This is a genomic window from Streptomyces sp. NPDC006476, from assembly GCF_040612015.1.
In the GTDB taxonomy this organism is placed as follows: Bacteria; Actinomycetota; Actinomycetes; order Streptomycetales; family Streptomycetaceae; genus Streptomyces; species Streptomyces griseorubiginosus_B.
Map to the genome: position 1 here is coordinate 1 of NZ_JBEXPK010000010.1, position 24,390 is coordinate 24,390.

A 24,390-nucleotide genomic window follows, 5' to 3' on the forward strand; every position below is an offset into this window, starting at 1 on the left:
ACGGTGATCATGAAGGAGAACCTGGAGGAGCTCAACCAGCGGGGCCTGGCCGCCGACTACCCCGTCATCCTGGGCGGCGCCGCCCTGACCCGGGCGTATGTGGAGCAGGACCTGCACGAGATCTACGAGGGCGAGGTGCGCTACGCCCGGGACGCCTTCGAGGGCCTGCGGCTGATGGACGCCCTCATCGGCGTCAAGCGGGGCGTGCCGGGAGCGCAGCTGCCGGAGCTGAAGCAGCGCCGGGTACGGGCGAGCGCACCCGGCGAGGTCGACGAGCAGCCGGTGGAGGGCAACGTCCGCTCCGACGTGGCAGTCGACAACCCCATCCCGGAACCTCCCTTCTTCGGCACCCGAGTCGTCAAGGGCATCCAGCTCAAGGAGTACGCCAGCTGGCTCGACGAGGGCGCGCTGTTCAAGGGCCAGTGGGGTCTCAAGCAGGCCCGCACCGGCGAGGGGCCCTCGTACGAGGAACTCGTCGAGACCGACGGCCGGCCGCGGCTGCGCGGGCTGCTGGACCGGCTGCAGACCGAGAACCTCCTCGAAGCCGCCGTGGTCTACGGCTACTTCCCCTGCGTCTCCAAGGACGACGACCTGATCATCCTGGACGAGCACGGCAACGAGCGCACCCGCTTCACCTTCCCGCGCCAGCGCCGTGGCCGCCGCCTCTGTCTCGCGGACTTCTTCCGTCCGCAGGAGGCAGGGGAGACGGACGTCGTCGGACTGCAGGTCGTCACCGTCGGATCCAGGATCGGCGAGGAGACCGCGAAGCTCTTCGAGGCCAACTCCTACCGCGACTACCTCGAACTGCACGGTCTGTCCGTGCAGTTGGCCGAGGCGCTGGCCGAGTACTGGCACGCGCGCGTGCGGTCGGAGCTGGGCTTCTCCGGTGAGGACCCGAACGACATCGAGGACATGTTCGCCCTGAAGTACCGTGGCGCCCGGTTCTCGCTCGGCTACGGAGCGTGCCCGAACCTGGAGGACCGCGCCAAGATCGCCGACCTGCTCGAACCGGAGCGCATCGGCGTCCGCCTGTCCGAGGAGTTCCAGCTGCACCCGGAGCAGTCCACGGACGCCATCGTGATCCACCACCCCGAGGCGAAGTACTTCAACGCCCGCTGAGGGGCGACGCGGGGCAGGCACCCGAAAGGGGCCGTCTGAGGGCACATCGGCGCACATCAGGGCGGCCCCCGGTGGTAGTGACGGTGTGCCCCGGACCACGACGGTTACTGACTTCGGCTCGTTAGGGTGATCTTTCTAGAAGTCCCTGATGAGTCCGGAGTGTTGTCTGTATCTCCTGGTGTATGAGGTATGCGGATGGGGGCGGGCTGACCCCTGCGGGACGTCGGCGTCGGGAGACGGTTCGGATACAGGCGGCCGAGCTGTTCGAGCAGAACATCAAGCCGCCGGACGTGGCACGGCGCCTGCGGGTGAGTCTGAAGTCGGCCTACCGGTGGCACCAGCTGTGGCGGGACGGCGGCGTGCAGGCTCTGGCCTCCCGCGGCCCGAGCGGATCGCGATGCCGCCTGTCCCCGCGCTGCCTGGAAAAGCTGGCCGCCTACCTCGATGAAGGGCCGGCCGCGCATGGCTGGGTGGAGGACCAGGTGTGGACCGCGGCGCGGGTGGCCACGCTGATCGGCAGGAAGTTCCACGTCTCCTACAGCGTCTCGGGCGCCACCCGGCTGATGCACCGGCTCGGCTTCAGCCCGCAGGTCCCCGCGCGGCGGGTCGCCGAGCGCGACGAGCAGGCCGTGGCCGTGTGGAAGGAGGCGACCTGGGCGGAGGTAAAAGGGCACGGGCGGCCTGCGGAGGCTACATCTGCTTCGAGGACGAAGCCGGGTTCACCCGCCGGCCGCCCAAAGGGCGCACCTGGGGACGGCGCGGCCGCACCCCGGTCGTGACCGTCAGCGGACGCCGCTCGGGACGGCTGTCGGTGGCCGGGCTGATCGCGATGCGGCCCGGTTTCCGGACTCGGTTGTGCCACCGCCTGCGCACCCACCCCGCGGGCAAGGGCAAGCGCCGCAGCATGGGCGAGCGCGACTTCATCGCGTTGATCGACGGGACCCATCACCTCGTCAAGTCGCCGATCGTGCTGGTCTGGGACCGGCTCAACACTCATGTCTCTCATGCCATGCGTGTGCTGATCGCCGAGCGTGAGTGGCTGACGGTGTTCCTGCTGCCCGCGTACTCGCCCGACCTGAACCCCGTCGAGTGGGTCTGGGCGCACGTCAAACGCAGCCTGGCCAACCTCGCTGTGGTCGCCCTCGACCGGCTCGAAGCCATGGTCCGCAACCGGCTCAAGCGTCTCCAGTACCGGCCCCACACCCTCGACGGCTTCATAGCCGGCACCGGCCTGACCCTCGACAATCCAGCCTCACCTTAACGAGCCGAAGTCAGTAAACGAGGCGCTTCCGCCGCGAGAGACGTACACTGGTCGGTCCACTGCAGGCCGGTTCCCCGCGCGGGAACCGGCCTGATCGTCCCTCAAGGAGGTGCGCCCGGATGACCAGTACGGTCCCCGCGCTCGGAACCCGTACGGCCGAAGGCTCAGCCCTGCAGGCTGTGCTCCTCGACATGGACGGCACCCTGGTGGACACCGAGGGTTTCTGGTGGGACGTGGAGGTGGAGATCTTCGCGCGCCTCGGCCACGTCCTCGACGACTCCTGGCGCCATGTCGTGGTCGGCGGTCCCATGACCCGCAGCGCGGGGTTCCTGATCGAGGCCACCGGTGCGGACATCGAGCTCGCCGAGCTCACGGTCCTGCTCAACCAGGGCTTCGAGGACCGCATCGACCGCGCCCTGCCGCTGATGCCGGGCGCCGCGAGACTCCTCGCCGAACTCTCCGAGTACGAGATCCCGACCGCCCTGGTCTCCGCCTCCCACCGGCGCATCATCGACCGGGTGCTCACCTCGCTCGGGCCGCAGCACTTCGCGCTGTCGGTGGCCGGCGATGAGGTGCCCCAGACCAAGCCGCACCCCGACCCGTATCTGACCGCAGCGGCCGGGCTCGGCGTGGATCCGGCCAGATGCGCGGTCGTCGAGGACACCGCGACCGGCGTCGCCGCGGCCGAGGCCGCGGGCTGCCATGTCGTGGTGGTGCCCTCCGTGGCACCGATCGCCCCCGCCGTCCGCAGAACCGTCGTGGGCTCCCTGGAAGAGGTCGACTTGGCATTTCTTCGGGGTCTGATCACCGACTGATGACGGAAAAGGAATTCGCCTTCCGACGGATGACCGAATTCCAGTACTGTTGCCGCCCGTTGGATATGTGAGGTTCCCCACTTGCACGGGGGTCGACAGTCACGGTCGGTTGTGCAGGTTGCCCCCGTTTTCCATGATCAGGCGTGCCTTTGTGTCCTGATTGATGGAAGGCTGCACTAATCCTTCCCCCGAAGGGTTTTCGGTCTGTCCACGCCCGGTTTCACTGCGTGATGACGCCTCAACTCCGGTGACTGCGGGTCCCCGTGCAGGTGCGGACTAATCTCGTCGCGAGAACCTCGCCCCTACCCCCCGTGTTCCGCCGCGACACCCCTGCATGCCGGATACACGGACCTGAACAGCTCTGGAGAATCACGAGCATGAACCGCAAGACAATGGTGCTGCCTGCCGTCGTCGGCCTGCTGGCGCCCGTGCTCGCCGCCTGCGGAGGGTCCGGCAGCGGCAGTGGCGGCGGTGACGCCATCGTCGTCGGCACCACAGACCGGTTCACCGTGACCAAGGCCGCGCCGGCGCCGCTGGATCCGGCGTACGCGTACGACGTCGGCACCTGGAACATCCTGCGCCAGACCGTGCAGACGCTGATGATCCAGCCCAAGGGCGAGGGTGACCCGGTGCCCGAGGCCGCCCAGAAGTGCGGCTTCACCGACAGCGGCAACGAGCGCTACGCGTGCACCCTGCGCGACGGCCTCAAGTTCGCCAACGGTGACAAGATCACCGCGGCCGACGTGAAGTACTCCATCGACCGCGCCCGCGCCATCAAGGCCGACTCCGGCGTCTCCGCCCTGCTGAACACCATCGACACCGTCGAGACGCAGGGTGACAACGAGGTCATCTTCCACCTCAAGACCGCCGACGCCACCTTCCCGTACAAGCTGTCGACCCCGGTCGCCGGCATCGTCAACCCGGACGACTACGAGAAGAACAAGCTGCGCGACGGCTTCGACGTCGACGGCTCCGGCCCGTACACCCTGTCGGCCGACGTCAAGGACAACGCGATCGTCAAGGCCACGTTCACCAAGAACCCCAACTACAAGGGGACGCTCAAGGTGAACAACTCCAAGGTCGAGATGGTCTCCTACGACGACGCCTCCGCCATGGGCACCGCCCTGGACAAGGATGACATCGACGTCATGACCCGCACGATGTCTCCCGACCTGATCCAGAAGCTGTCGGCCGGCACCAACAGCAGCGAGGACCTGGTCGAGATGTCCGGCCTGGAGATCCGCTACCTCGCCTTCAACACGAACGCGCCCTCGGTGAAGGACAAGGCCGTCCGCCAGGCGATGGCCCAGCTGATCAACCGCGGCGAGCTCGTCTCCAAGGTCTACGGCACCCAGGCCGACCCCCTGTACTCGCTGGTCGCGGCCGGCGTCACCGGCCACTCCAACTCGTTCTTCAACAAGTACGGCGAGCCGAGCGTCCCCAAGGCCAAGTCCCTGCTGATCAAGGCCGGCATCACCACACCGGTCAAGCTGACGCTGCACTACACGACCGACCACTACGGCTCGGCCACCGCGAAGGAATTCCAGATCCTGCAGAAGCAGCTCAACGACAGCGGTCTGTTCGACGTCAGCATCCAGGGCGCCAAGTGGGACGACTTCGTCCCGGCCGAGCGCAAGGGCCAGTACGACGTCTGGGGCATGGGCTGGTTCCCGGACTTCCCGGACCCCGACAACTACCTGGCGCCGTTCCTCGACACGGACAACTTCCTGAAGCTGCCGTACAAGAACAGCAGGATCATCAACACCCTGATCCCGGACTCCCGCCGCGAGGCCGACCGCATCGCCGCCGGCGGTGACCTCACGACGATCCAGGACATCGTCGCCGACGACGTGCCGATCCTTCCGCTGTGGCAGGGCAAGCAGTACGTCGCCGCCCGCGACGACGTCACGGGAACCGCCTACGCGCTCAACTCCTCCTCCACCCTTCAGCTCTGGGAGCTCGGCCGGGGCACCAGCAACTGACCTTCCTGTGCCCGGGGCTCGGGGACGGCGGCCCCGGGCTTCCGACAACCGACGACGAGGCACCCGCTGTGAAGATGCGCAACCAGTGGCCGGTCCTGCCCGTAGTGGCGGGGCTGGCCTCCGGCCTTTTGACCGGCTGCGGCACCGAGGACGGCGACTCCGGGGGAACCGGCTCCTCGGTGGTGATGGGGATGTCCGACGACGTCCTGGCCACCGACCCCGCCTCCGGCTACGATCCCGGCTCCTGGCTGCTGTTCAACAACGTCTTTCAGTCGCTGCTCAGCTTCCCCAACGGCGGCACCGAACCCCAGCCGGAGGCCGCCAGGTCCTGCTCGTTCACCGACACGTCGACCAAGGTGTACCAGTGCACGCTCAGGGACGGCCTGAAGTTCAGCAACGGTGACGAACTCACCTCGCAGGACGTCAAGTTCTCCTTCGACCGAACGCTGAAGATCAACGACGCGGCCGGTCCCGCGATCATGTTCCCCATGCTGGACAAGGTCGAGGCACCTGACGCCAAGACCGTCGTCTTCCGGCTGAAGGTCCCCGACGCCACCTTCCCGAGCAAGATCGCATCCGGCGCGGGCTCCATCGTCGACCACCGGCAGTACGACGGCGACAAGCTGCGCAAGGACGACAAGGCGGTCGGCTCCGGCCCCTACAAGCTGGACTCCTTCGGCGACGACAAGGCCGTCTTCTCGGTCAACGAGAACTACAAGGGCACCGCGAAGGCCAAGAACTCCGGAGTGACCCTGAAGTTCTTCCACGGCGACCAGTCCGCCCTGAAGAAGGCCCTCCAGGACGACGGCATCGACATCGCCTACCGGGGTCTGACCGCGAAAGACATCGCCGACCTCCAGAACGCCGGCAACGGCTCCAAGGCCGAGGTCGTCGAGGGCAGCAGCGCCGAGGTCCAGCACCTGGTCTTCAACATGAACGACCCGGTCGCCGGAAAGCTCGGCGTCCGCAAGGCCATCGCCCACCTGCTCGACCGCGACGCCCTCATCAAGGACGTCTACCAGGGCACCGCGACCCCGCTGTACTCGATCATCCCGGCGGGCATCGCGGGCCACAACACGGCCTTCTTCGACACCTACGGCGCCGGCCCCTCACGCGCCAAGGCCGCCGCCGCGCTCGCGGCCGACAACATCAGCGGCAAGGTCGCCCTGACCCTCTGGTCCACCCCGTCGCGCTACGGCCCGGCCACCGACCAGGAGCTCAAGGAGATCGCCCGGCAGCTCAACGCCAGCGGGCTGTTCGCCGCCACCGTGAAATCCGTCGCCTTCGACCAGTACGAGAAGGACATCGCGGCCGGCAAGTACGGCGTGTACGTGAAGGGCTGGGTCCCCGACTACCCCGACGCCGACAACTTCACCGCGCCCTTCTTCGGCAAGGGCAACGTGTTGGGCAACAACTACAGCAACACCACCATCACCAGCACCCTCATCCCGCACACCGCCGCCGAGAGCGACCGCGCCGCCACCGACGCCGACTACGGCAAGCTGCAGGACATCGTCGCCGACCAGCTCCCGGTCCTCCCGGTCTGGCAGGCCAAGCAGTACGCCGTCACCCGGGAGAACGTCTACGGCCTGGAGTACTGCCTCGACGCGTCCACGGTGTTCCGCTTCTGGGAACTCAGCAAGGGCTGACAGCCGGACACACGAAGGGGGCCCCTCGCGACGGCGAGCGGCCCCCTTCGTCGTACGGCCTTCCACCGCGCGCTTCTACTGCGCGCCGGGGCGCACCAGACCGCTCTCGTACGCGTACACCGCGGCCTGCACCCGGTCGCGCAGCCCCAGCTTCGTCAGGACGTGGCCGACGTGCGTCTTCACGGTCGTCTCGCTGACGAACAGGTCCGCCGCGATCTCCGCGTTGGACAGCCCGCGCGCCACCAGCTTCAGCACCTCCACCTCGCGCTCGGTGAGCGTGTGCAGCGTGTCCGGAACGGGCTCGTCGCCGGAGGGCAGGTGCGTCGCGTACTTGTCGAGCAGCCGCCGGGTGATGCTCGGCGCCAGCATGGCCTCGCCCGCGGCCACCACCCGGATCGCCTGGACGAGCTCGTTGGCCGGCGCGTCCTTCAGCAGGAAGCCGCTGGCCCCCGCGCGCAGGGCCTCCACCACGTACTCGTCGAGATCGAAGGTGGTCAGCACCAGTACCTTCGCCGGACCGTCCCGTCCGGGGCCGGTGATCTGCCGGGTCGCCTCCACCCCGTCCATCCGGGGCATCCGGATGTCCATCAGGACCACGTCGGGCTGCAGGGCCCGCACCTGGTCGAGGGCCTGGAGGCCGTCTCCGGCCTCGCCGACGACCGCGAGGTCCTGCTCCGCCTCCAGGATCATCCGGAAGCCGGTACGCAGCAGCGGCTGGTCGTCGACCAGTAGGACGCGGATGGCCACGTAACTCTCCTTCGCTAGTCCGGCCCCATTCTGCCCTGCGCGAGGTCGACGGACCCGACCGGCCTCACCGGCAGCGGATACGGCGGGGGAGTGCCGCCGAACTCCGGGCAGTGGGTCTGGTGGTCGCACCAGCCGCACAGCTTGGTGGGACGCGGCCGCCAGTCGCCGGACTCCGTCGCCTGCCGGATCGCCTCCCACAGCGCGAGCAGCTTGCGCTCGACGCGCTCCAGGTCGGCGAGGACGGGGTCGTACGTCAGGACGTCGCCGCTGCCCAGGTACACCAGTTGCAGCCGACGCGGGACGACCCGCTTCAGGCGCCATACCACCAGGGCGTAGAACTTCATCTGGAACAGGGCGCCTTCGGCGTACTCGGGGCGGGGTGCCTTGCCCGTCTTGTAGTCGACGATCCGCACCTCGCCGGTGGGGGCCACGTCCACGCGGTCGATGATCCCGCGCAGCCGCAGCCCCGAGTCCAGCTCCGCCTCGACGAACAACTCCCGCTCGGCGGGCTCCAGCCGGGTCGGGTCCTCCAGCGTGAACCAGCGCTCCACCAGCTGCTCGGCCTCGCCCAGCCAGCGTGCGAGGCGCTCCCCGTCGGGATCGTCCTCGAACAGCTCCACCACCTCGGGCCGGTTCTCCCTCAGCCGGTCCCACTGGCCCGGGATCAGCGCCTTGGCCCGAGGCGCGGTCCGCTCCCCGGCGGGAGCGTCGAACAGTCGCTCCAGCACCGCGTGAACGAGCGTTCCGCGCGTCGCCGCCTCACTCGGCTTCTCGGGCAGCCGGTCGATCACCCGGAACCGGTAGAGCAGGGGGCACTGCATGAAGTCACTGGCACGGGAGGGAGAGAGGCTGGCGGGGGGTACGGCGACGGGGGCACCGGTCACCGCTGCCTCGTCCGGCTCTATCGCCGTCGTTTCCAGTTCGCCTGCGGCTGTCGCATCCGTCCTCGTCGTTTCGGGCTCCTTGGCTGGTGCCGCTGTCGCGCCGACCCCCGAGGAAGCGGTCGGCTCCAGCAGCGTCCCCGCCCCCGCCTCGGCCTCCCGCGCGACGGACGCCGTCTCCCCGGCCGCCACCTGCGGATCCGGTTGTGCGGCGGCTTCGCCCCTGGACTCCGCCGCGCCCTCCGTACTCGTCTCCATGACCCCAGACCATACGGCCCGCCACTGACAGTGACCCAGCCGCCGCGGGGACGGCGGCGACCGGCGGGGAAACACGGGGGGTGCCGGGGCGGAACGTGCCGCGACGGCCGCATACCATCGACCCGAGACCCTTCCGCCGTGCAGGCGCGGAAGACGCTTCGAACGAGGGGACATCGTGGACCAGAGCGGCGGGAGCGGGCCGCGGCCCGGCACCGACGAGCCGGCCGAGCACCACGCAGGGCCTGCGGCCCCGGCCACCCCCTCCTCCACCCCGACCGACCGACCCGCCACGGACCCGCCCCGGTCCACCACGACGAGGAATCCGGCCGAGGGGGACCCGCGGATGGGCAACAGCACGGAGACACCGGCGACCGAGGAACAGGACGGGACCCACGCGGAGAGCCGCGCCGCCGACGGCAACGACGGCGGTGTGGATCCGCGTGCGCACACCGCGGAAGAGGGCAGCGGGTCCTCGGGGAGCGAGCCCGAGGCCGGCGACGCGAAGTCCCAGGCGCCGGACGGCGACGGCGACCACGGCACCGGCGACCAGCGCGACCCCGAGGCGCCCGGCGACCAGGACCACGCACCTGGTCAGCACGCCGACAACCCCGACCGCGGCCCCCACGCCGCTCACGACGCCCACCCGGACCGGCCGGCCGCGCGGACCGACCACGCAGGCCACGGCCCCGGCGTGCGCTCCGACCACGGCCCGGACACCCACCCCGACCGCGCCGTCGCCCACGGCGGTGTCAAGAACCCTCCGCCCCAGCGACCCGAGTCCCCCCGGGGCGGGCTCCTCATGGGCCGTCCGTTCGGTGTGCCCGTCTACGTCGCCCCCAGCTGGTTCCTCGTGGCCGCGCTGATCACCTGGGTGTTCGGTGGACAGCTCGACCGGGTGCTGCCCGAACTCGGTGCCGCCCGCTACCTCGTCTCCCTCTTCTTCGCCGTCGCCTTCTACGCCTCCGTCCTCGTCCACGAGCTCGCCCACACGGTCGCCGCGCTCCGCTTCAAGCTCCCCGTCCGCCGCATCCAGCTCCAGTTCTTCGGCGGCGTCTCCGAGATCGAGAAGGAGGCGGAGACCCCCGGCAGGGAGTTCGTGCTGGCCTTCGTGGGGCCCCTGCTCTCCCTGGTCCTCGCCGGGATCTTCTACGTCGCCCTGCAGCCCGTCGAGCCCGGCACCGTCCCCGGCGTCCTGCTGGCCGGCCTGATGATCTCCAACCTCATCGTGGCCGTCTTCAACCTCCTGCCCGGCCTCCCCCTGGACGGCGGCCGTATGCTCCGCGCCGTCGTTTGGAAGATCACCGGCAAACCCATGAGCGGCACCATCGCCGCCGCCTGGGTCGGCCGCGCGCTCGCCGTCTCCGTACTGATCGGCCTCCCGCTGCTCACCCAGTCCGGCGCGCTCGGCTCCACCGCCGAGGACAACGTCGGCATGGACACCGTCACCGACGCCCTGCTCGCCGCGATCCTCGCCGCGATCATCTGGACCGGCGCCGGCAACAGCCTCCGTATGGCCCGCCTGCGGGAGCACCTCCCGGAGCTGCGCGCCCGCAACCTCACCCGGCGCGCCGTCCCGGTGGAGACCGACACCCCCCTCTCCGAGGCCCTGCGCCGCGCCAACGCCGCCGGCGCCCGCGCCCTGGTCGTCGTCGACTCCGACGGCGCCCCGCTCTCCCTGGTCCGCGAGGCCGCCATCGTCGGCGTACCGGAACACCGCCGCCCCTGGGTCGCGGTCAGCGGCCTCGCCCAGGAACTCACCGACGGCATGCGCGTCTCGGCGGAACTGGCGGGCGAGGACCTGCTGGACGCCCTGCGCGCGACCCCTGCCACCGAGTACCTGGTCGTGGAGGAGACCGGCGAGATCTACGGCGTGCTCTCGGCGGCGGACGTGGAGCGCGCCTTCGTGAAGGCGATGGCCAGACCGTCCTAGTGGTCGGCTGCCTCCCCAAACCCCGGTAGGCTGTTCACATGTCCGAACCGACCGGTGCCGCCCGCAGACGCGGGCCCTTCAAGGTCGGGGACCAGGTACAGCTGACCGACCCCAAGGGCCGCCACTACACGTTCACGCTCGAGGACGGGAAGAACTTCCACACCCACAAGGGTTCCTTCCCGCACGACGAACTGATCGGCGCTCCCGAGGGCAGCGTTGTCCGCACCACCGGTAACGTCGCCTACCTCGCGCTGCGCCCCCTGCTCCCCGACTACGTCCTGTCCATGCCCCGCGGGGCCGCCGTCGTCTACCCCAAGGACGCCGGGCAGATCCTCGCCTTCGCGGACATCTTCCCCGGCGCCCGTGTCGTGGAGGCCGGCGTCGGCTCCGGTTCGCTCAGCAGCTTCCTGCTGCGCGCCATCGGCGACCAGGGCATGCTGCACAGCTACGAGCGGCGCGAGGACTTCGCCGAGATCGCCCAGCAGAACGTCGAGCGCTACTTCGGCGGCCCGCACCCCGCCTGGCAGCTCACCGTCGGCGACCTCCAGGACAACCTCTCCGACACCGACGTCGACCGCGTCATCCTCGACATGCTCGCCCCCTGGGAGTGCCTGGAGGCCGTCTCCAAGGCCCTGGTCCCCGGCGGCATCCTGTGCTGCTACGTCGCCACCACCACCCAGCTCGCCCGGACCGTCGAGTCCATCCGTGAGATCGGCTGCTTCAACGAGCCGACCGCCTGGGAGACGATGATCCGCAACTGGCACATCGAGGGCCTGGCCGTCCGCCCCGACCACCGGATGATCGGCCACACCGGCTTCCTGCTCACCGCCCGCCGCCTCGCCGACGGCGTCGAGCCGCCCATGCGCCGCCGCCGGCCCGCCAAGGGCGCCTACGGCGAGGACTACGCCGGACCCAACGCCGAAGGCGGCGGCCGCTGACGCGACCGCGTACCGCAGTCAACGTCTCGGCGCTGCGGCGAAGTTCCCGGAAACCGTACGGAACTCCGCCGCAGCGCCTTTTCCTTGACACCTCGCCACAAACCGTACGATCCGGGCACCCCCGGTGTTCGTCACCCCGGACCCCGGCGTTCCACCGCACTGTGACGTGTGGCACGATGCAGGCCACTCCCACCGGCACAGCCCTCCCAGGAGACGCTCCTAGTGCAGCAATCCGCCGTTCCGGAACTCGCGCACACCCAGACCCGCCCGATCCACTGGGTCGCCACCGCCGCGGCCGTCGCCGGAGTGATGGCGCTCTCCTCGCTCCTGCAGTCCAACCCGGCCACGGCGGCCCAGCCGGCCGGCCCACGGACCAAGGCCGCGCACACGGCCACCGCGCCCGGCACGGCAGGCCTGGACTTCCCGATCACCTGCGGTCCGGTGAAGGCGGTCGTACGGAAGAAGGCCAGCGGGGACCTGGACGGCGACGGCAACCCCGAGACCGTCGCGGTCGTGCACTGCGACGCCCCCATGGGCACCCCGCCCGACGGCGTCTACGTCATCACACGCGCCTCCGACGGCAAGCCCCGTGTCGTCGCCACCCTCCTCGCCCCCAAGACCGGCGACACCGTGAGTGACTTCGCCGTACGCGACGGAGCCGTCACCGCGACCGTCTTCGGCTACTCCTCCGACGACGTGCCCCGCTGCTGCCCCGACATCACCGACCACGTGAAGTGGCAGTGGAAGAACGGCGCGTTCGTGCGCTCGACACCCGCCGGTACCCACAGCGTCTGAGACCCGCTTCGCGCGTGTGTGAGAAATCAGACAGTCGTAACGGCTCGTACCCGTTACATCACTCAGCGTCCGGACCGTAGACCTCGACCCGGTCCGAAACACGGCGGACATGAATGCACTCACCCGGACATTCCTTCGCCGAATCCACGACATCCGTGAGAAGCGGCAACGGCACGGGCGTTGTGGCTCCGGGCGCCTGCAACAGCTCGTCCCCCGCGCCCTTCACATAGGCCAGACCGTCGATGTCCAGCTCGAACACCTCGGGCGCGTACTGCGCACAGATGCCGTCGCCGGTACACAGGTCCTGGTCGATCCAGACCTCCAGTTCCCCGCCGTCGGCCACGGCCTCCTGCTGCACGCTCATCTCTCCTGCCGTTTACAAGTCGAGCCGACGGGAATCCGGCGAGCTCTGACGGGTGTTGAACACTGTGACCCTACCTCCGGCAGCTTTCCAATCATGTTCGGTGGGTATTCCCCTGGCGTGAGGGAGAGCGCAAGGGTGAAGATCGGACACACCCCTACCGTCTTTGTGATCTAGGGGTTTCAATCGACACCCACCCAGGTAGGGTCTGGAAGCGTCCAGCTCCCCTTGGAGGAGGTGAGGACCGTGGCAGCCCACGACGACGACATGAACCGCGGCATCCGCCCGGGACGCGGGTCCGACGACCCGGCCGGGCAGATTGCCTACCTTGAGCAGGAGATCGCCGTCCTGCGACGCAAGCTCGCCGACTCTCCGCGACACACGAGGATTCTCGAAGAGCGGATCGTCGAGCTGCAGACCAACCTGGCCGGCGTGTCCGCGCAGAACGAGCGACTCGCCAACACGCTCCGTGAGGCCCGCGACCAGATCGTGGCCCTCAAGGAGGAGGTCGACCGGCTCGCACAGCCGCCGGCCGGCTTCGGTGTCTTCCTCGCAGCGAACGAGGACGGCACGGCCGACATCTTCACCGGGGGCCGCAAGCTCCGGGTGAACGTCAGCCCCAGCGTCGACCTCGAAGAGCTCCGGCGCGGCCAGGAAGTGATGCTCAACGAAGCGCTCAACGTGGTCGAGGCCATGGAGTTCGAGCGCGTCGGGGACATCGTCACCCTCAAGGAGATCCTCGAGGACGGCGAGCGCGCCCTGGTGCTCGGGCACACCGACGAGGAACGGGTGGTACGGCTCGCCGAGCCGCTGCTGGACGTCACCATCCGCCCCGGCGACGCCCTGCTGCTCGAACCCCGCTCCGGCTATGTCTACGAGATCGTTCCGAAGAGCGAGGTCGAGGAACTCGTCCTCGAAGAAGTACCCGACATCGGCTACGAGCAGATCGGCGGCCTCGGCGGCCAGATCGAGGCCATCCGCGACGCGGTCGAGCTGCCGTACCTCTACCCCGACCTGTTCAAGGAGCACGAACTGCGGCCGCCCAAGGGCGTGCTGCTGTACGGACCGCCCGGATGCGGCAAGACGCTCATCGCCAAGGCCGTCGCCAACTCGCTGGCCAAGAAGGTCGCCGAGGTCACCGGCCAGGCCCAGGGCAAGAGCTTCTTCCTCAACATCAAGGGCCCCGAGCTGCTGAACAAGTACGTCGGCGAGACCGAGCGGCAGATCCGCCTCGTGTTCCAGCGCGCCCGGGAGAAGGCCAGCGAGGGCACCCCCGTCATCGTCTTCTTCGACGAGATGGAATCCCTCTTCCGCACCCGCGGCTCCGGCGTCAGCTCGGACGTGGAGAACACCATCGTCCCCCAGCTGCTCGCCGAGATCGACGGTGTCGAAGGCCTGCAGAACGTGGTCGTCATCGGCGCCTCCAACCGCGAGGACATGATCGACCCCGCCATCCTGCGCCCCGGCCGCCTCGACGTGAAGATCAAGATCGAACGCCCCGACGCCGAGGCCGCCAAGGACATCTTCGGCAAGTACCTCACAGAACGCCTCCCCCTGCACGCCGACGACCTCGGCGAACACGGCGGCAGCAAGACGACCACCGTCGAAAGCATGATCCAGACGGCCGTCGAGCACATGTACGCGGAATCCGAGGAAAACCGCTTCCTGGAGGTCACCTACGCCAACGGTGACAAGGAAGTCCTCTACTTCAAGGACTTCAACTCCGGCGCCATGATCGAGAACATCGTCGGTCGCGCCAAGAAGATGGCGATCAAGGACTTCCTCGACCACAAGCAGAAGGGCCTCCGCGTCTCCCACCTCCTCCAGGCATGCGTGGACGAGTTCAAGGAGAACGAGGACCTGCCCAACACCACCAACCCGGACGACTGGGCCAGGATCTCCGGAAAGAAGGGCGAACGGATCGTCTACATCCGTACCCTCATCACCGGAAAGCAGGGCGCGGACACCGGACGCTCCATCGACACGGTGGCGAACACCGGTCAGTACCTGTAAACACAGGGCGGCTGCGGGTGCCCTCCACGGGGTACCCGCAGCCGACTGTTTTTCAGGCAACTAACCGGAACAAAGGCGAGCAAGGCAATGACGCAAATGATCTCCCCACCAGCGCAAAGCCGTTCTAGGCTCTTCGGTACCGCCGAGTCGCGCAGTGCGGGGACGGGCACCGCACACGCACCGGAGCGCCAGCGGTACTTGAGCGGCGTCCCCGACCGAGGGCGCCGCCGGGCAAGGAGGGCCGCATGACCGTACGGCGAGTAATGGGCATCGAGACGGAGTACGGCATCTCCGTCCCCGGCCACCCGAACGCCAATGCCATGCTCACCTCGTCCCAGATCGTCAACGCCTACGCGGCGGCGATGCACCGGGCCCGCCGGGCCCGCTGGGACTTCGAGGAGGAGAACCCGCTGCGCGACGCACGGGGCTTCGACCTCGCACGCGAGGCCGCCGACGCCAGCCAGCTCACCGACGAGGACATCGGCCTCGCCAACGTGATCCTCACCAACGGCGCACGACTCTACGTCGACCACGCACACCCCGAGTACAGCGCGCCCGAGGTCACCAACCCCCGCGACGCCGTCCTCTGGGACAAGGCCGGCGAACGGATCATGGCCGAGGCCGCCGAACGCGCGGCCCAGCTCCCCGGCGCCCAGCCGATCCACCTCTACAAGAACAACACCGACAACAAGGGCGCCTCCTACGGCACGCACGAGAACTACCTGATGAAGCGGGAAACCCCCTTCTCGGACATCGTGCGCCACCTCACCCCCTTCTTCGTCTCCCGCCAGGTCGTCACCGGCGCCGGCCGCGTCGGCATCGGCCAGGACGGCCACGAACACGGCTTCCAGCTCAGCCAGCGCGCCGACTACTTCGAGGTCGAGGTCGGCCTGGAGACCACGCTCAAGCGCCCCATCATCAACACGCGTGACGAGCCCCACGCGGACGCGGAGAAGTACCGCCGCCTGCACGTGATCATCGGCGACGCCAACCTCTCCGAGATCTCCACCTACCTGAAACTCGGCACGACAGCGCTCGTCCTGTCGATGATCGAGGACGGCTTCATCGCCGTCGACCTGGCCGTGGACCAGCCCGTCCGCACCCTCCACCAGGTCTCCCACGACCCGACGCTCCAACGCCTGGTCACCCTCCGCAGCGGCCGCACACTCACCGCGGTGCAGCTCCAGATGGAGTACTACGAGCTGTCCCGCAAGTACGTCGAGGAGCGCTTCGGGGCCGACGCGGACGAACAGACCAAGGACGTCCTGGCCCGCTGGGAGGACACCCTCAACCGCCTGGAGAACGACCCGATGAGCCTGGCCGGCGAGCTGGACTGGGTCGCCAAGCGGGAGCTCATGGAGGGCTACCGGCGCCGCGACAGCCTCGACTGGGACGCCGCCAAGCTGCACCTCCTCGACCTGCAGTACGCCGACGTACGGGCCGAGAAGGGCCTCTACAACCGGCTGGCGACCCGCGGACGCATCAAGCGGCTGCTCACCGAGGACGAGGTCGAGCAGGCCCGTACGAAGCCTCCGGAGGACACCCGTGCCTACTTCCGCGGACGCTGCCTCGAGCAGTACGCGGACGACGTCGCGGCCGCCTCCTGGGACTCCGTGATCTTCGACCTCCCGGGACGGGACTCGCTCCAGCGCGTCCCAACCCTCGAACCGCTTCGCGGAACGCGAAATCACGTCAAGGAGCTCCTGGACCGCTGCCGCACGGCGGAAGACCTGGTCAGGGTGCTGTCGGGCGGCTGAGCGGGTACCCGGGCCGTCTCCGCCCGGCAGGGTGGAAAAGTCTGCGTAGGGGAATCATCGAGGTGGTCCCCGTACGTTGGGGGAATGCGGGGCCGATGTCGGACCCTGCTTGTAGGGTCTGATCAAGAACGTCGAACCGAGCGGGGTGAGGGTTATGGCGACCAAGGACACCGGCGGCGGCCAGCAGAAGGCGACGCGCTCCACGGAGGAGGTCGAGGAGCAGGCGACAGAGGCGCAGGGCTCCGAGGACCTGAAGGAGCGCCACGAGAAGCTGAGCGACGACGTGGACTCCGTCCTGGACGAGATCGATGACGTCTTGGAGGAGAACGCCGAGGACTTCGTTCGAAGTTTCGTTCAGAAGGGCGGCCAGTAGCCTTCGAATCGAAGGTGACGGGGGTTCTGGGCTTGGGAAGCGAAGAGGATGCGAAGCGCTGCTCGCGGTGCAAGGAACACAAGCCGCGGGCAGCCTTCAGTGCCGCCTGGATACAAGCACTGCCAGGGGTGTGGAGAAAACAAGCCGCATAGTGAGTGGCATCGCAACGCGACGGCGTCAGACGGTCTCGCCACTTGCTGCAAGGCTTGCAAAGCCGCACGGGGGAAGCAGGGGCATCTCAGGCGCTGGTATGGCCTGACCGAAGCCGAGCGTGACGAGATGGTTGCCTCTCAGATGGGACTCTGTGTGATCTGTCTGAAGGCTCCAGCCGTGCATGTGGATCACTGCCACGAGACGGGTAGGGTCCGAGGCGTACTGTGCTTCAACTGCAATTCGGCCATCGGCAAGTTGGGTGACGATCCCGACGCCGTACGCCGGGCCGCCGCTTATTTGGAAGGAATCGCGTGGAAGCCAACACTCGTAGCACCGGGCGTCTACCAGCTGCCTTCCTGACGCCTGGGTCCTCGTCCTTCATGGACTTCCTGTCCGAGCACCAGCCGGAGATGCTGCCGGGCAACCGGCAACTGCCCCCGACGCAGGGTGTGATCGAGGCGCCGCACGGGACGACCATCGTCGCCGTCACGTTCCCGGGCGGGGTCGTGCTCGCCGGTGACCGCCGGGCCACCATGGGCAATGTGATCGCCCAGCGCGACATCGAGAAGGTTTTCCCCGCTGACGAGTACTCGGCCGTCGGCATCGCCGGCACCGCCGGTCTCGCCGTGGAGATGGTCAAGCTGTTCCAGCTGGAGCTGGAGCACTTCGAGAAGGTCGAGGGCGCGCAGCTGTCCCTGGAGGGCAAGGCGAACCGGCTGTCGACCATGATCCGTTCCAACCTCGCCATGGCCATGCAGGGCCTGGCCGTGGTCCCCCTCTTCGCCGGTTACGACGTGGACCGCGAGAAGGGCCGCATCTTCTCCTACGACGTGACGGGCGGCCGCAGCGAGGAGCACGGCTACGCGGCCACGGGCTCCGGCTCGATCTTCGCGCGCGGTGCCATGAAGAAGCTCTTCCGTGAGGACCTGACCGAGGAGCAGGCCACCACCCTGGTGGTCCAGGCTCTGTACGACGCGGCAGACGACGACTCGGCGACCGGTGGTCCCGATGTCGCCCGCCGGATCTACCCGATCGTCACCGTGATCACCGAGGACGGTTTCCGCCGGCTCACCGAGGACGAGTCCTCCGAGATCGCCCGCGCGATCCTGGAGCGGCGCCTCGAGCAGCCCGACGGACCGCGGGCCGCGCTGCTGTAGCGGCGGCCGGTTTCTTGTGAAGGTGATCCAGTTGACCTCGACAGAAAGGGACGGATAACCGGTGTCGACGCCGTTCTATGTCTCACCCCAGCAGGCCATGGCCGACCGGGCGGAGTACGCCCGCAAGGGCATCGCCCGCGGTCGCAGCCTGGTCGTGCTGCAGTATGCCGACGGCATCGTCTTCGTCGGCGAGAACCCGTCCCGCGCGCTGCACAAGTTCAGCGAGATCTACGACCGGATCGGCTTCGCGGCCGCCGGCAAGTACAACGAGTACGAGAATCTGCGGATCGGTGGTGTGCGGTATGCCGATCTTCGTGGTTACACCTATGACCGTGACGATGTGACCGCTCGTGGTCTGGCCAACGTCTATGCCCAGACGCTGGGCACGATCTTCTCCTCGGCGGGCGAGAAGCCGTACGAGGTGGAGCTGGTGGTGGCCGAGGTCGGTGAGACCCCGGACGGCGATCAGATCTACCGGCTGCCGCACGACGGCTCGATCGTGGACGAGCACGGCTCGGTCGCGGTCGGCGGCAACGCGGAGCTGATCAGCAACTACCTGGACCAGGAGCACCGGGAGGGCATGTCCCTCGCGGAGGGACTGAAGCTGGCCGTGAAGGCCCTGTCCCGTGAGTCGAACGGCACGCAGCGGGAGATCCCCGCGGAGCGGCTCGAGGTGGCGGTGCTGGACCGTACGCGTCCGCAGGCCCGTAAGTTCAAGCGCATCGTCGGCCGTCAGCTGTCCCGGCTGCTGGAGGCGGACGGGGCGTCCACCGAGGCGGAGAGCAGCACGGAGGGCTCCGACGAGGAGTAGTCCGTTCCGCTCCGTCTGCCACCCTTGTGTGCCCCGGCCGTCGACACGGCCGGGGCACAGGGCGTTCAGGGGCCGCTGGGAGGCGCTGTGGAGCCTCGTACGACCAGTTCGACGGGGATGTCCCCGCCCTCGGGCTGGCGGCCGTCCAGGACGGCCAGCAGGGCCCGCATGCCGTGTTCGCCGAACAGCTCGGCGTCGAGGCGCACGGTGGTGAGTTCGGGGTCGAGGGCGGTGGCGAGGGCGAGGTCGTCGAGGCCGGTGACCGAGAGGTCGTCGGGGACGCGCAGACCGAGGCGTCGGGCCGCCTTGTAGGCGCCGGCGGCGAGTTTGTCGTCGTCGCAGACCAGGGCGGTGGGCCGGGGTCCGGGGGCGGAGAGGGCCGTTTCGGCGGCTGTGCGGGCGTCGTCGATGGTGATCGGTGCGCGGGCCGTGCGGAGGGAGGTGCCGGGTACGGCGGCGACGCGGGTGGCGAGTTCACGCGCGCGTACGTCGAAGGTCCAGGAGGGCACGTCCGCCGCCAGGTGCAGGAAGCGTCGGTGGCCGAGGTCCAGCAGGTGTTCGGCGACCTGGCGTACGCCGTCGGTGATGTCGAGGTTGACGGTGGCCGCGCCCAGGCTGCCCTCGGGGTCGCTGTCAAGCATGACCAGGGGCAGCTGGTCGCCGCGGATGGCGCTGAGGGCGTCGGCGGCCATGGAGGAGGCGATGACGCCGTCGAGGGCTGCCTGGGCGGAGGCGAAGGGGTCCCTGGCCGGGCCGATGCCTTCGGGGGAGGGGTAGAGGACGACGCCGAAGCCGTGGTCGGCGGCCACGCGCGCGGCGCCCGTGTAGACGCCGGCGAAGAACTCGGTCGTGAGGGCGGGGACGACGAGGAGGACAGTGCGGGTGTGGCCGAGGCGCAGGTTGCGGGCGGCGAGGTTCGGCCGGTACCCGAGCTCGCGGGCGGCTTCCCGTACTCGTTCGGCGGTGGCCTCGGACACGCGCCCGCGCCATTTGTCGCCGAGGACGAGTGAGACGGCCGCCTGGGACACTCCGGCCGCTTGTGCGACGTCACGGCTGGTCGGGCGCATGCCGCTGCGTGCCACCGTGGGTCGCTCCTTCTGTCCGGACGTTCTGTCCCGATGTTCTGCCTGGACGCATGAACAGCGCACATGGTACGTATGAGAGACGGGGTTATACGTAACACTTGGAGGCGAGTATGGCCGCGGGATACCTGGAGATCCTCAGGGCGAGGCACGCGGCGCGCCTTCTCGTGGGCACACTGGTGGGCCGGCTGCCCAATGCCACGGCCGCCATCGCGATCGTGCTGTTCGTACGCGCGGAGGGCGGCACGTACGGCCTCGCGGGCGGGCTCGCGGCCGTGTACGGCGTCGCCAACGCGGCCGGTCAGCCGGTCCTGGGGCGGCTCGTGGACCTGCACGGTCAGCCGCGCGTCCAGTTGCCCGCCGCGCTCGCCTCGGCCCTCGCCATGGCCGGGTTCGCCTTCACGGGCACCCACCCCCTTCCGCTCGCCTACGCGTGCGTGGCGGCCGCCGGGCTGCTGACACCGCCCCTGGAGGGCGGTCTGCGGGCCCTGTGGCCCTCTGTGCTGGGCCGGGAGGAGCAGGTGCACACGGCGTACGCCATGGACGCGGTGGCGCAGGAAGTGATGTTCACCGTGGGCCCGTTGCTGGTGACGCTCTGCGTCTCTCTGTGGTCGGCCGAGGCGGCGCTGTTGATCCTGAACGCCGTCGGTGTGCTGGGAGCCCTTTCCGTGGTCGTGTCGCCGCCCTCGCGCGCGTGGCGCTCGGCACCGCGCGAGGCGCACTGGCTCGGCGCCCTGCGCTCGCCGGGACTGCTGGCCCTGCTGGGCGCGCTGCTGTTCGTGGGCATGGCGCTGGGCTCCATCACGGTGGCCTCGGTGCCGTACGCGGACGACCACGGTGGTGACGCCGTGTACGGCTGGCTGATGGCCGCCCTGGGGCTGGGCGCGCTGATCGGCGGCACCGCGTACGGGGCGCGGCGGTGGACCGGTGAGCCGGCCCGGCGACTGCAGGCGCTGGTGGCCCTTCTGGCGGTGTGTTACCTGCCGCTGACGCTCATGCCGGGCGCGGTCGCCATGGTGCTGCTCACCGTGCTGGCGGGGGTCTTCCTGGCGCCCTGCATAGCCTGCGCGTTCGTCCTGGTCGACCGGCACGCGCCGAGTGGGACGGTCACGGAGGCGTTCTCCTGGCTGGTGACGACGTTCACCGTCGGCGCCTCGGTCGGAACGGGCCTCGCGGGGCCGGTCGTCGAGGCCGGAGGAGCCCTGTGGGGCTTCGCCCTGCCCGGTGTCGCGGGGGGTGTGTCGCTGCTGGTTCTGCTGGCCACCGGGCGGGTCCTCGCAGCTCCCGCCGGGCGGGCGGTCGTTGCGGCTTCATCGGAAAATGATCCAAACCGTGCGGCCGAACCCCGTTTCAGTTCAGGGGATCGGGCGTAATGTTCACTCATGGACCGCCGCATTTTCGGGCTGGAGAACGAGTACGGCGTCACATGTACGTTCAGGGGACAGCGCCGCCTGTCTCCCGACGAGGTGGCGCGGTACCTCTTCCGCCGTGTCGTGTCATGGGGCCGCAGCAGCAATGTCTTTCTGCGAAACGGCGCCCGCCTCTATCTCGACGTGGGCTCACATCCGGAATACGCGACACCCGAATGTGACAACGTGACCGAACTGGTCACCCACGACAAGGCCGGCGAACGCATTCTGGAAGGACTCCTGGTAGACGCCGAACGACGCCTGCACGAGGAAGGAATCGCGGGCGACGTCTACCTCTTCAAGAACAACACCGACTCGGCCGGCAACTCCTACGGCTGCCACGAGAACTATCTCGTCGCCCGGCACGGGGAGTTCTCCCGGCTGGCGGACATCCTCATCCCGTTCCTGGTCACACGGCAGCTGCTGTGCGGAGCGGGCAAGGTGCTGCAGACCCCGCGCGGGGCCGTCTACTGCGTCAGCCAGCGCGCGGAGCACATCTGGGAGGGCGTCTCCTCGGCGACGACCCGCTCGAGGCCGATCATCAACACCCGCGACGAACCGCACGCGGACGCCGAGCGCTACCGCCGGCTGCACGTCATCGTGGGCGACTCGAACATGTCCGAGACGACCATGCTGCTCAAGGTCGGCGCCACCGACCTGGTGCTGCGCATGATCGAGGCGGGCACCGTGATGCGCGACCTGACCCTGGAGAACCCGATCCGGGCGATCCGCGAGGTCAGCCACGACATCACCGGCCGGCGCAAGGTGCGCCTGGCCAGCGGCCGCGAGGCCTCCGCCCTGGAGGTGCAGCGGGAGTACTACGAGAAGGCCGTGGACTTCTGCGAGCGCCGCGGCATCCGCACCGGCACCGTGGAGCAGGTCCTGGAGCTGTGGGGCCGCACGCTGGACGCGATCGAGGCCGAGGACCTCGACCGGATCGGCACCGAGATCGACTGGGTCATGAAGTACAAGCTCATCGAGCGGTACCGGGCCAAGCACAACATGACCATGTCGCACCCGCGGGTCGCGCAGATAGACCTCGCCTACCACGACATCCACCGCCGTCGTGGCCTGTACTACCTGCTCGAGAAGAAGGGCCAAGCGGCCCGTATCTGCAACGACTTGAAGATCTTCGAGGGCAAGTCCGTTCCGCCGCAGACCACTCGGGCCCGGCTGCGCGGCGACTTCATCCGCAGGGCCCAGGAACAGCGTCGGGACTTCACCGTCGACTGGGTCCACCTCAAGCTCAACGACCAGGCCCAGCGCACGGTGTTGTGCAAGGACCCGTTCCGGTCGGTGGACGACCGGGTGGAGAAGCTGATCGCCGGGATGTGAGCAACACGTTCCGGTGAACACCGGAACGCAACACGGGCGCCGCACGTTTTCCGTGCGGCGCCCTTCTCACGCCGTAGAGTTGCGCGCACGCCAATCAACCAAGATCGATCGATACGAGGCCCCCACCGTGCGCCGACGCACCCTACTCATCGCCGTACCCGCAGGACTGGTCACGCTCGCCGGATGCGGCGACGACAAGAAGTCCGACTCGAGCAAGGCGAGCGACAGCGCGTCGCCCTCCGCGCAGGCCACCTCCGCCGCGCCACCGCCGAAGATCGTCGACGGTCCGCTGCCGGCCATCACGGCGGGTACGGCGTTCGGTACGAAGCCGACCGTCGCCAAGGGCAGCGGCGACCCCTCGAAGCAGCTCGCGGTGAAGACGGTCATCGCGGGCAGCGGCAAGACCGTCGCGGAGAACGACTACATCCAGGCCCACTACCTCGGCCAGGTCTGGGACACCGCGAAGGTCTTCGACAACTCCTACGACCGCAAGACCCCGCTGCTCATCCAGCTCGCCCAGGGCAGCATCATCGACGGCTGGCGCTACGCCCTGACCGGCAAGAAGGTCGGCAGCCGCGTCCTGTTCTCGGTGCCCCCCACCTGGGGTTACGGCACGACGGGGAACGCGCAGGCCGGTATCAAGGGGACCGACACGCTGGTCTTCGTCGCCGACATCCAGGGAGCGTTCAACGCGACCAGCTCCGCCAAGGGCGCCGACGTCCCGCAGAGCGACCCCAAGCTGCCGAAGATCGGTACCAACACCGACGGCAAGGCTCCCTCGATCGACATCCCCAAGGCGACCGCGCCGACCGGGCTGGTGGCGAAGTACGTCATCGAGGGCGACGGCGACGTGGTCGGCGCGAAGGACACCGTGCTGGTGCAGTACAAGGGCGTGGTGTGGGACAGCGGCAAGGAGTTCGACTCGACGTACAGCCGCAAGGCGCTCACGTCGTTCTCGCTGCAGCAGGTCGTCAAGGGCTGGGCGCAGGGCCTGACCGGCAAGAAGGTCGGCAGCCGCGTCCTCATCGTCATCCCGCCCAAGCTGGGCTACGGCGACAACCCGCCGGCGGGCAGTGGCCTGAAGAAGGACTCGGTGCTGGTCTTCTCGGTCGACATCCTGGCCAAGATGTGACCCGCCGGTGATGTAAGACTGTGCGTGTTGCCTTTCCGCAGACAAGCAGGAGCTAGAGACGTGAGCATCGAGAAGCCCGAGATCGACTTCCCGGGCGGCGAGCCCCCGGCGGACCTCGAGATCAAGGACATCTGGGAGGGCGACGGCGCGGTGGCGCAGGCGGGCCAGACCGTCACCGTCCACTACGTGGGCGTCGCCTTCAGCACCGGCGAGGAGTTCGACGCGAGCTGGAACCGCGGCACCCCCTTCCGCTTCCCGCTGGGCGGCGGCCGGGTCATCAAGGGCTGGGACCTGGGCGTGCAGGGCATGAAGGTCGGCGGCCGCCGTCAGCTGACCATCCCGGCGCACCTCGCCTACGGCAACCAGAGCCCGACCCCGGCGATCAAGCCCGGCGAGACCCTGATCTTCGTGGTCGACCTGGTCGCCGTCTGA

22 protein-coding genes and 1 pseudogene are annotated in these 24,390 nt (G+C 68.9%); 19 read left to right on the plus strand and 4 right to left on the minus strand.

The features are described 5' to 3' along the window. The 6 genes from ABZZ74_RS13145 to ABZZ74_RS13170 form a co-directional block, all read left to right on the plus strand. Positions 1-1,119 (plus strand): vitamin B12 dependent-methionine synthase activation domain-containing protein (locus ABZZ74_RS13145; RefSeq protein WP_356764177.1); only part of this gene is annotated, 1,119 nt, incomplete at its 5' end. Positions 1,120-1,301: 182 nt separating this feature from the next. Further along, positions 1,302-1,898: a winged helix-turn-helix domain-containing protein gene (locus ABZZ74_RS13150; protein ID WP_356764179.1), complete on the plus strand. Its 597-nt coding sequence runs from the start codon at positions 1,302-1,304 to the stop codon at positions 1,896-1,898. Then, entirely contained in the window at positions 1,814-2,380 is a 567-nt protein-coding gene (locus ABZZ74_RS13155) for a transposase (protein ID WP_356764503.1), read from the plus strand. The genes ABZZ74_RS13150 and ABZZ74_RS13155 overlap by 85 nt, the downstream gene beginning before the upstream one ends. A gap of 119 nt (positions 2,381-2,499) precedes the next feature. Next, positions 2,500-3,195: an HAD family phosphatase gene (locus tag ABZZ74_RS13160; protein WP_356764181.1), complete on the plus strand. Its 696-nt coding sequence runs from the start codon at positions 2,500-2,502 to the stop codon at positions 3,193-3,195. A gap of 377 nt (positions 3,196-3,572) precedes the next feature. After that, on the plus strand, positions 3,573-5,177 hold the full coding sequence (locus tag ABZZ74_RS13165; RefSeq protein WP_356764183.1) for an ABC transporter substrate-binding protein: 1,605 nt from the start codon (positions 3,573-3,575) through the stop codon (positions 5,175-5,177). A 68-nt stretch (positions 5,178-5,245) separates the two neighbouring features. Then, positions 5,246-6,826 (plus strand): ABC transporter substrate-binding protein, encoded by a 1,581-nt coding sequence (locus tag ABZZ74_RS13170; protein ID WP_356764185.1) that lies wholly within the window; start codon positions 5,246-5,248, stop codon positions 6,824-6,826. Between the two features lie 75 nt (positions 6,827-6,901). On the opposite strand, the gene ABZZ74_RS13175 is transcribed toward ABZZ74_RS13170, so the two are convergent. Continuing rightward, positions 6,902-7,573, minus strand: a complete 672-nt coding sequence (locus tag ABZZ74_RS13175; RefSeq protein ID WP_058926326.1) for a response regulator transcription factor — start codon at positions 7,571-7,573, stop codon at positions 6,902-6,904. Between the two features lie 14 nt (positions 7,574-7,587). Beyond that, on the minus strand, positions 7,588-8,712 hold the full coding sequence (locus tag ABZZ74_RS13180; RefSeq protein ID WP_356764188.1) for a PD-(D/E)XK nuclease family protein: 1,125 nt from the start codon (positions 8,710-8,712) through the stop codon (positions 7,588-7,590). 175 nt (positions 8,713-8,887) lie between these two features. On the opposite strand from ABZZ74_RS13180, the gene ABZZ74_RS13185 reads away from it, so the two are divergent. From ABZZ74_RS13185 to ABZZ74_RS13195, 3 genes are all read left to right on the plus strand, one after another. Further along, positions 8,888-10,642, plus strand: a complete 1,755-nt coding sequence (locus ABZZ74_RS13185) for a site-2 protease family protein (RefSeq protein WP_356764190.1) — start codon at positions 8,888-8,890, stop codon at positions 10,640-10,642. 38 nt (positions 10,643-10,680) lie between these two features. Next, positions 10,681-11,580, plus strand: a complete 900-nt coding sequence (locus ABZZ74_RS13190; RefSeq protein ID WP_208781314.1) for a tRNA (adenine-N1)-methyltransferase — start codon at positions 10,681-10,683, stop codon at positions 11,578-11,580. 222 nt (positions 11,581-11,802) lie between these two features. Next, a complete protein-coding gene (locus ABZZ74_RS13195) occupies positions 11,803-12,375 on the plus strand; it encodes a hypothetical protein (protein ID WP_356764192.1) in 573 nt (190 codons plus the stop codon). Positions 12,376-12,433: 58 nt separating this feature from the next. Here ABZZ74_RS13195 and ABZZ74_RS13200 read toward each other — a convergent pair whose 3' ends face one another. After that, positions 12,434-12,739 (minus strand): ferredoxin, encoded by a 306-nt coding sequence (locus ABZZ74_RS13200; RefSeq protein WP_133045029.1) that lies wholly within the window; start codon positions 12,737-12,739, stop codon positions 12,434-12,436. Between the two features lie 243 nt (positions 12,740-12,982). Between ABZZ74_RS13200 and arc the strand changes: the two genes are divergently transcribed. The 6 genes and pseudogenes from arc (at position 12,983) to prcA (ending at position 19,000) form a co-directional block, all read left to right on the plus strand. Then, entirely contained in the window at positions 12,983-14,749 is a 1,767-nt protein-coding gene (gene arc, locus ABZZ74_RS13205) for a proteasome ATPase (RefSeq protein ID WP_356764195.1), read from the plus strand. Positions 14,750-14,994: 245 nt separating this feature from the next. Next, a complete protein-coding gene (gene dop, locus ABZZ74_RS13210) occupies positions 14,995-16,506 on the plus strand; it encodes a depupylase/deamidase Dop (RefSeq protein WP_356764197.1) in 1,512 nt (503 codons plus the stop codon). A gap of 154 nt (positions 16,507-16,660) precedes the next feature. Further along, complete coding sequence (locus ABZZ74_RS13215; RefSeq protein ID WP_133045026.1) at positions 16,661-16,879, plus strand: ubiquitin-like protein Pup; 219 nt, start codon at positions 16,661-16,663, stop codon at positions 16,877-16,879. Positions 16,880-16,911: 32 nt separating this feature from the next. Next, positions 16,912-17,392, plus strand: a pseudogene (locus ABZZ74_RS13220) (endonuclease VII domain-containing protein). Then, entirely contained in the window at positions 17,344-18,189 is an 846-nt protein-coding gene (gene prcB / locus ABZZ74_RS13225; protein ID WP_356764200.1) for a proteasome subunit beta, read from the plus strand. Before ABZZ74_RS13220 ends, prcB begins: the two are co-directional and overlap by 49 nt. A gap of 61 nt (positions 18,190-18,250) precedes the next feature. Continuing rightward, complete coding sequence (gene prcA, locus ABZZ74_RS13230; protein WP_208781309.1) at positions 18,251-19,000, plus strand: proteasome subunit alpha; 750 nt, start codon at positions 18,251-18,253, stop codon at positions 18,998-19,000. Positions 19,001-19,065: 65 nt separating this feature from the next. Here the strand turns inward: prcA and ABZZ74_RS13235 are convergent, their stop codons facing one another. Then, positions 19,066-20,082 (minus strand): LacI family DNA-binding transcriptional regulator, encoded by a 1,017-nt coding sequence (locus ABZZ74_RS13235; protein ID WP_356764203.1) that lies wholly within the window; start codon positions 20,080-20,082, stop codon positions 19,066-19,068. A gap of 113 nt (positions 20,083-20,195) precedes the next feature. On the opposite strand from ABZZ74_RS13235, the gene ABZZ74_RS13240 reads away from it, so the two are divergent. The 4 genes from ABZZ74_RS13240 to ABZZ74_RS13255 all read left to right on the plus strand — a co-directional run bounded on the left by ABZZ74_RS13240 (position 20,196) and on the right by ABZZ74_RS13255 (position 24,390). After that, positions 20,196-21,455 carry an MFS transporter gene (locus tag ABZZ74_RS13240; RefSeq protein WP_356764205.1) on the plus strand — a complete coding sequence of 420 codons (1,260 nt, stop codon included), beginning with the start codon at positions 20,196-20,198 and terminating at the stop codon, positions 21,453-21,455. 9 nt (positions 21,456-21,464) lie between these two features. Next, a complete protein-coding gene (gene pafA / locus ABZZ74_RS13245; RefSeq protein WP_028801611.1) occupies positions 21,465-22,826 on the plus strand; it encodes a Pup--protein ligase in 1,362 nt (453 codons plus the stop codon). 127 nt (positions 22,827-22,953) lie between these two features. Continuing rightward, the gene (locus ABZZ74_RS13250) at positions 22,954-23,958 is read left to right on the plus strand and encodes an FKBP-type peptidyl-prolyl cis-trans isomerase (protein WP_356764207.1); all 1,005 of its coding nucleotides are present in this window, start codon (positions 22,954-22,956) and stop codon (positions 23,956-23,958) included. A 60-nt stretch (positions 23,959-24,018) separates the two neighbouring features. Further along, on the plus strand, positions 24,019-24,390 hold the full coding sequence (locus ABZZ74_RS13255) for an FKBP-type peptidyl-prolyl cis-trans isomerase (protein WP_030945962.1): 372 nt from the start codon (positions 24,019-24,021) through the stop codon (positions 24,388-24,390).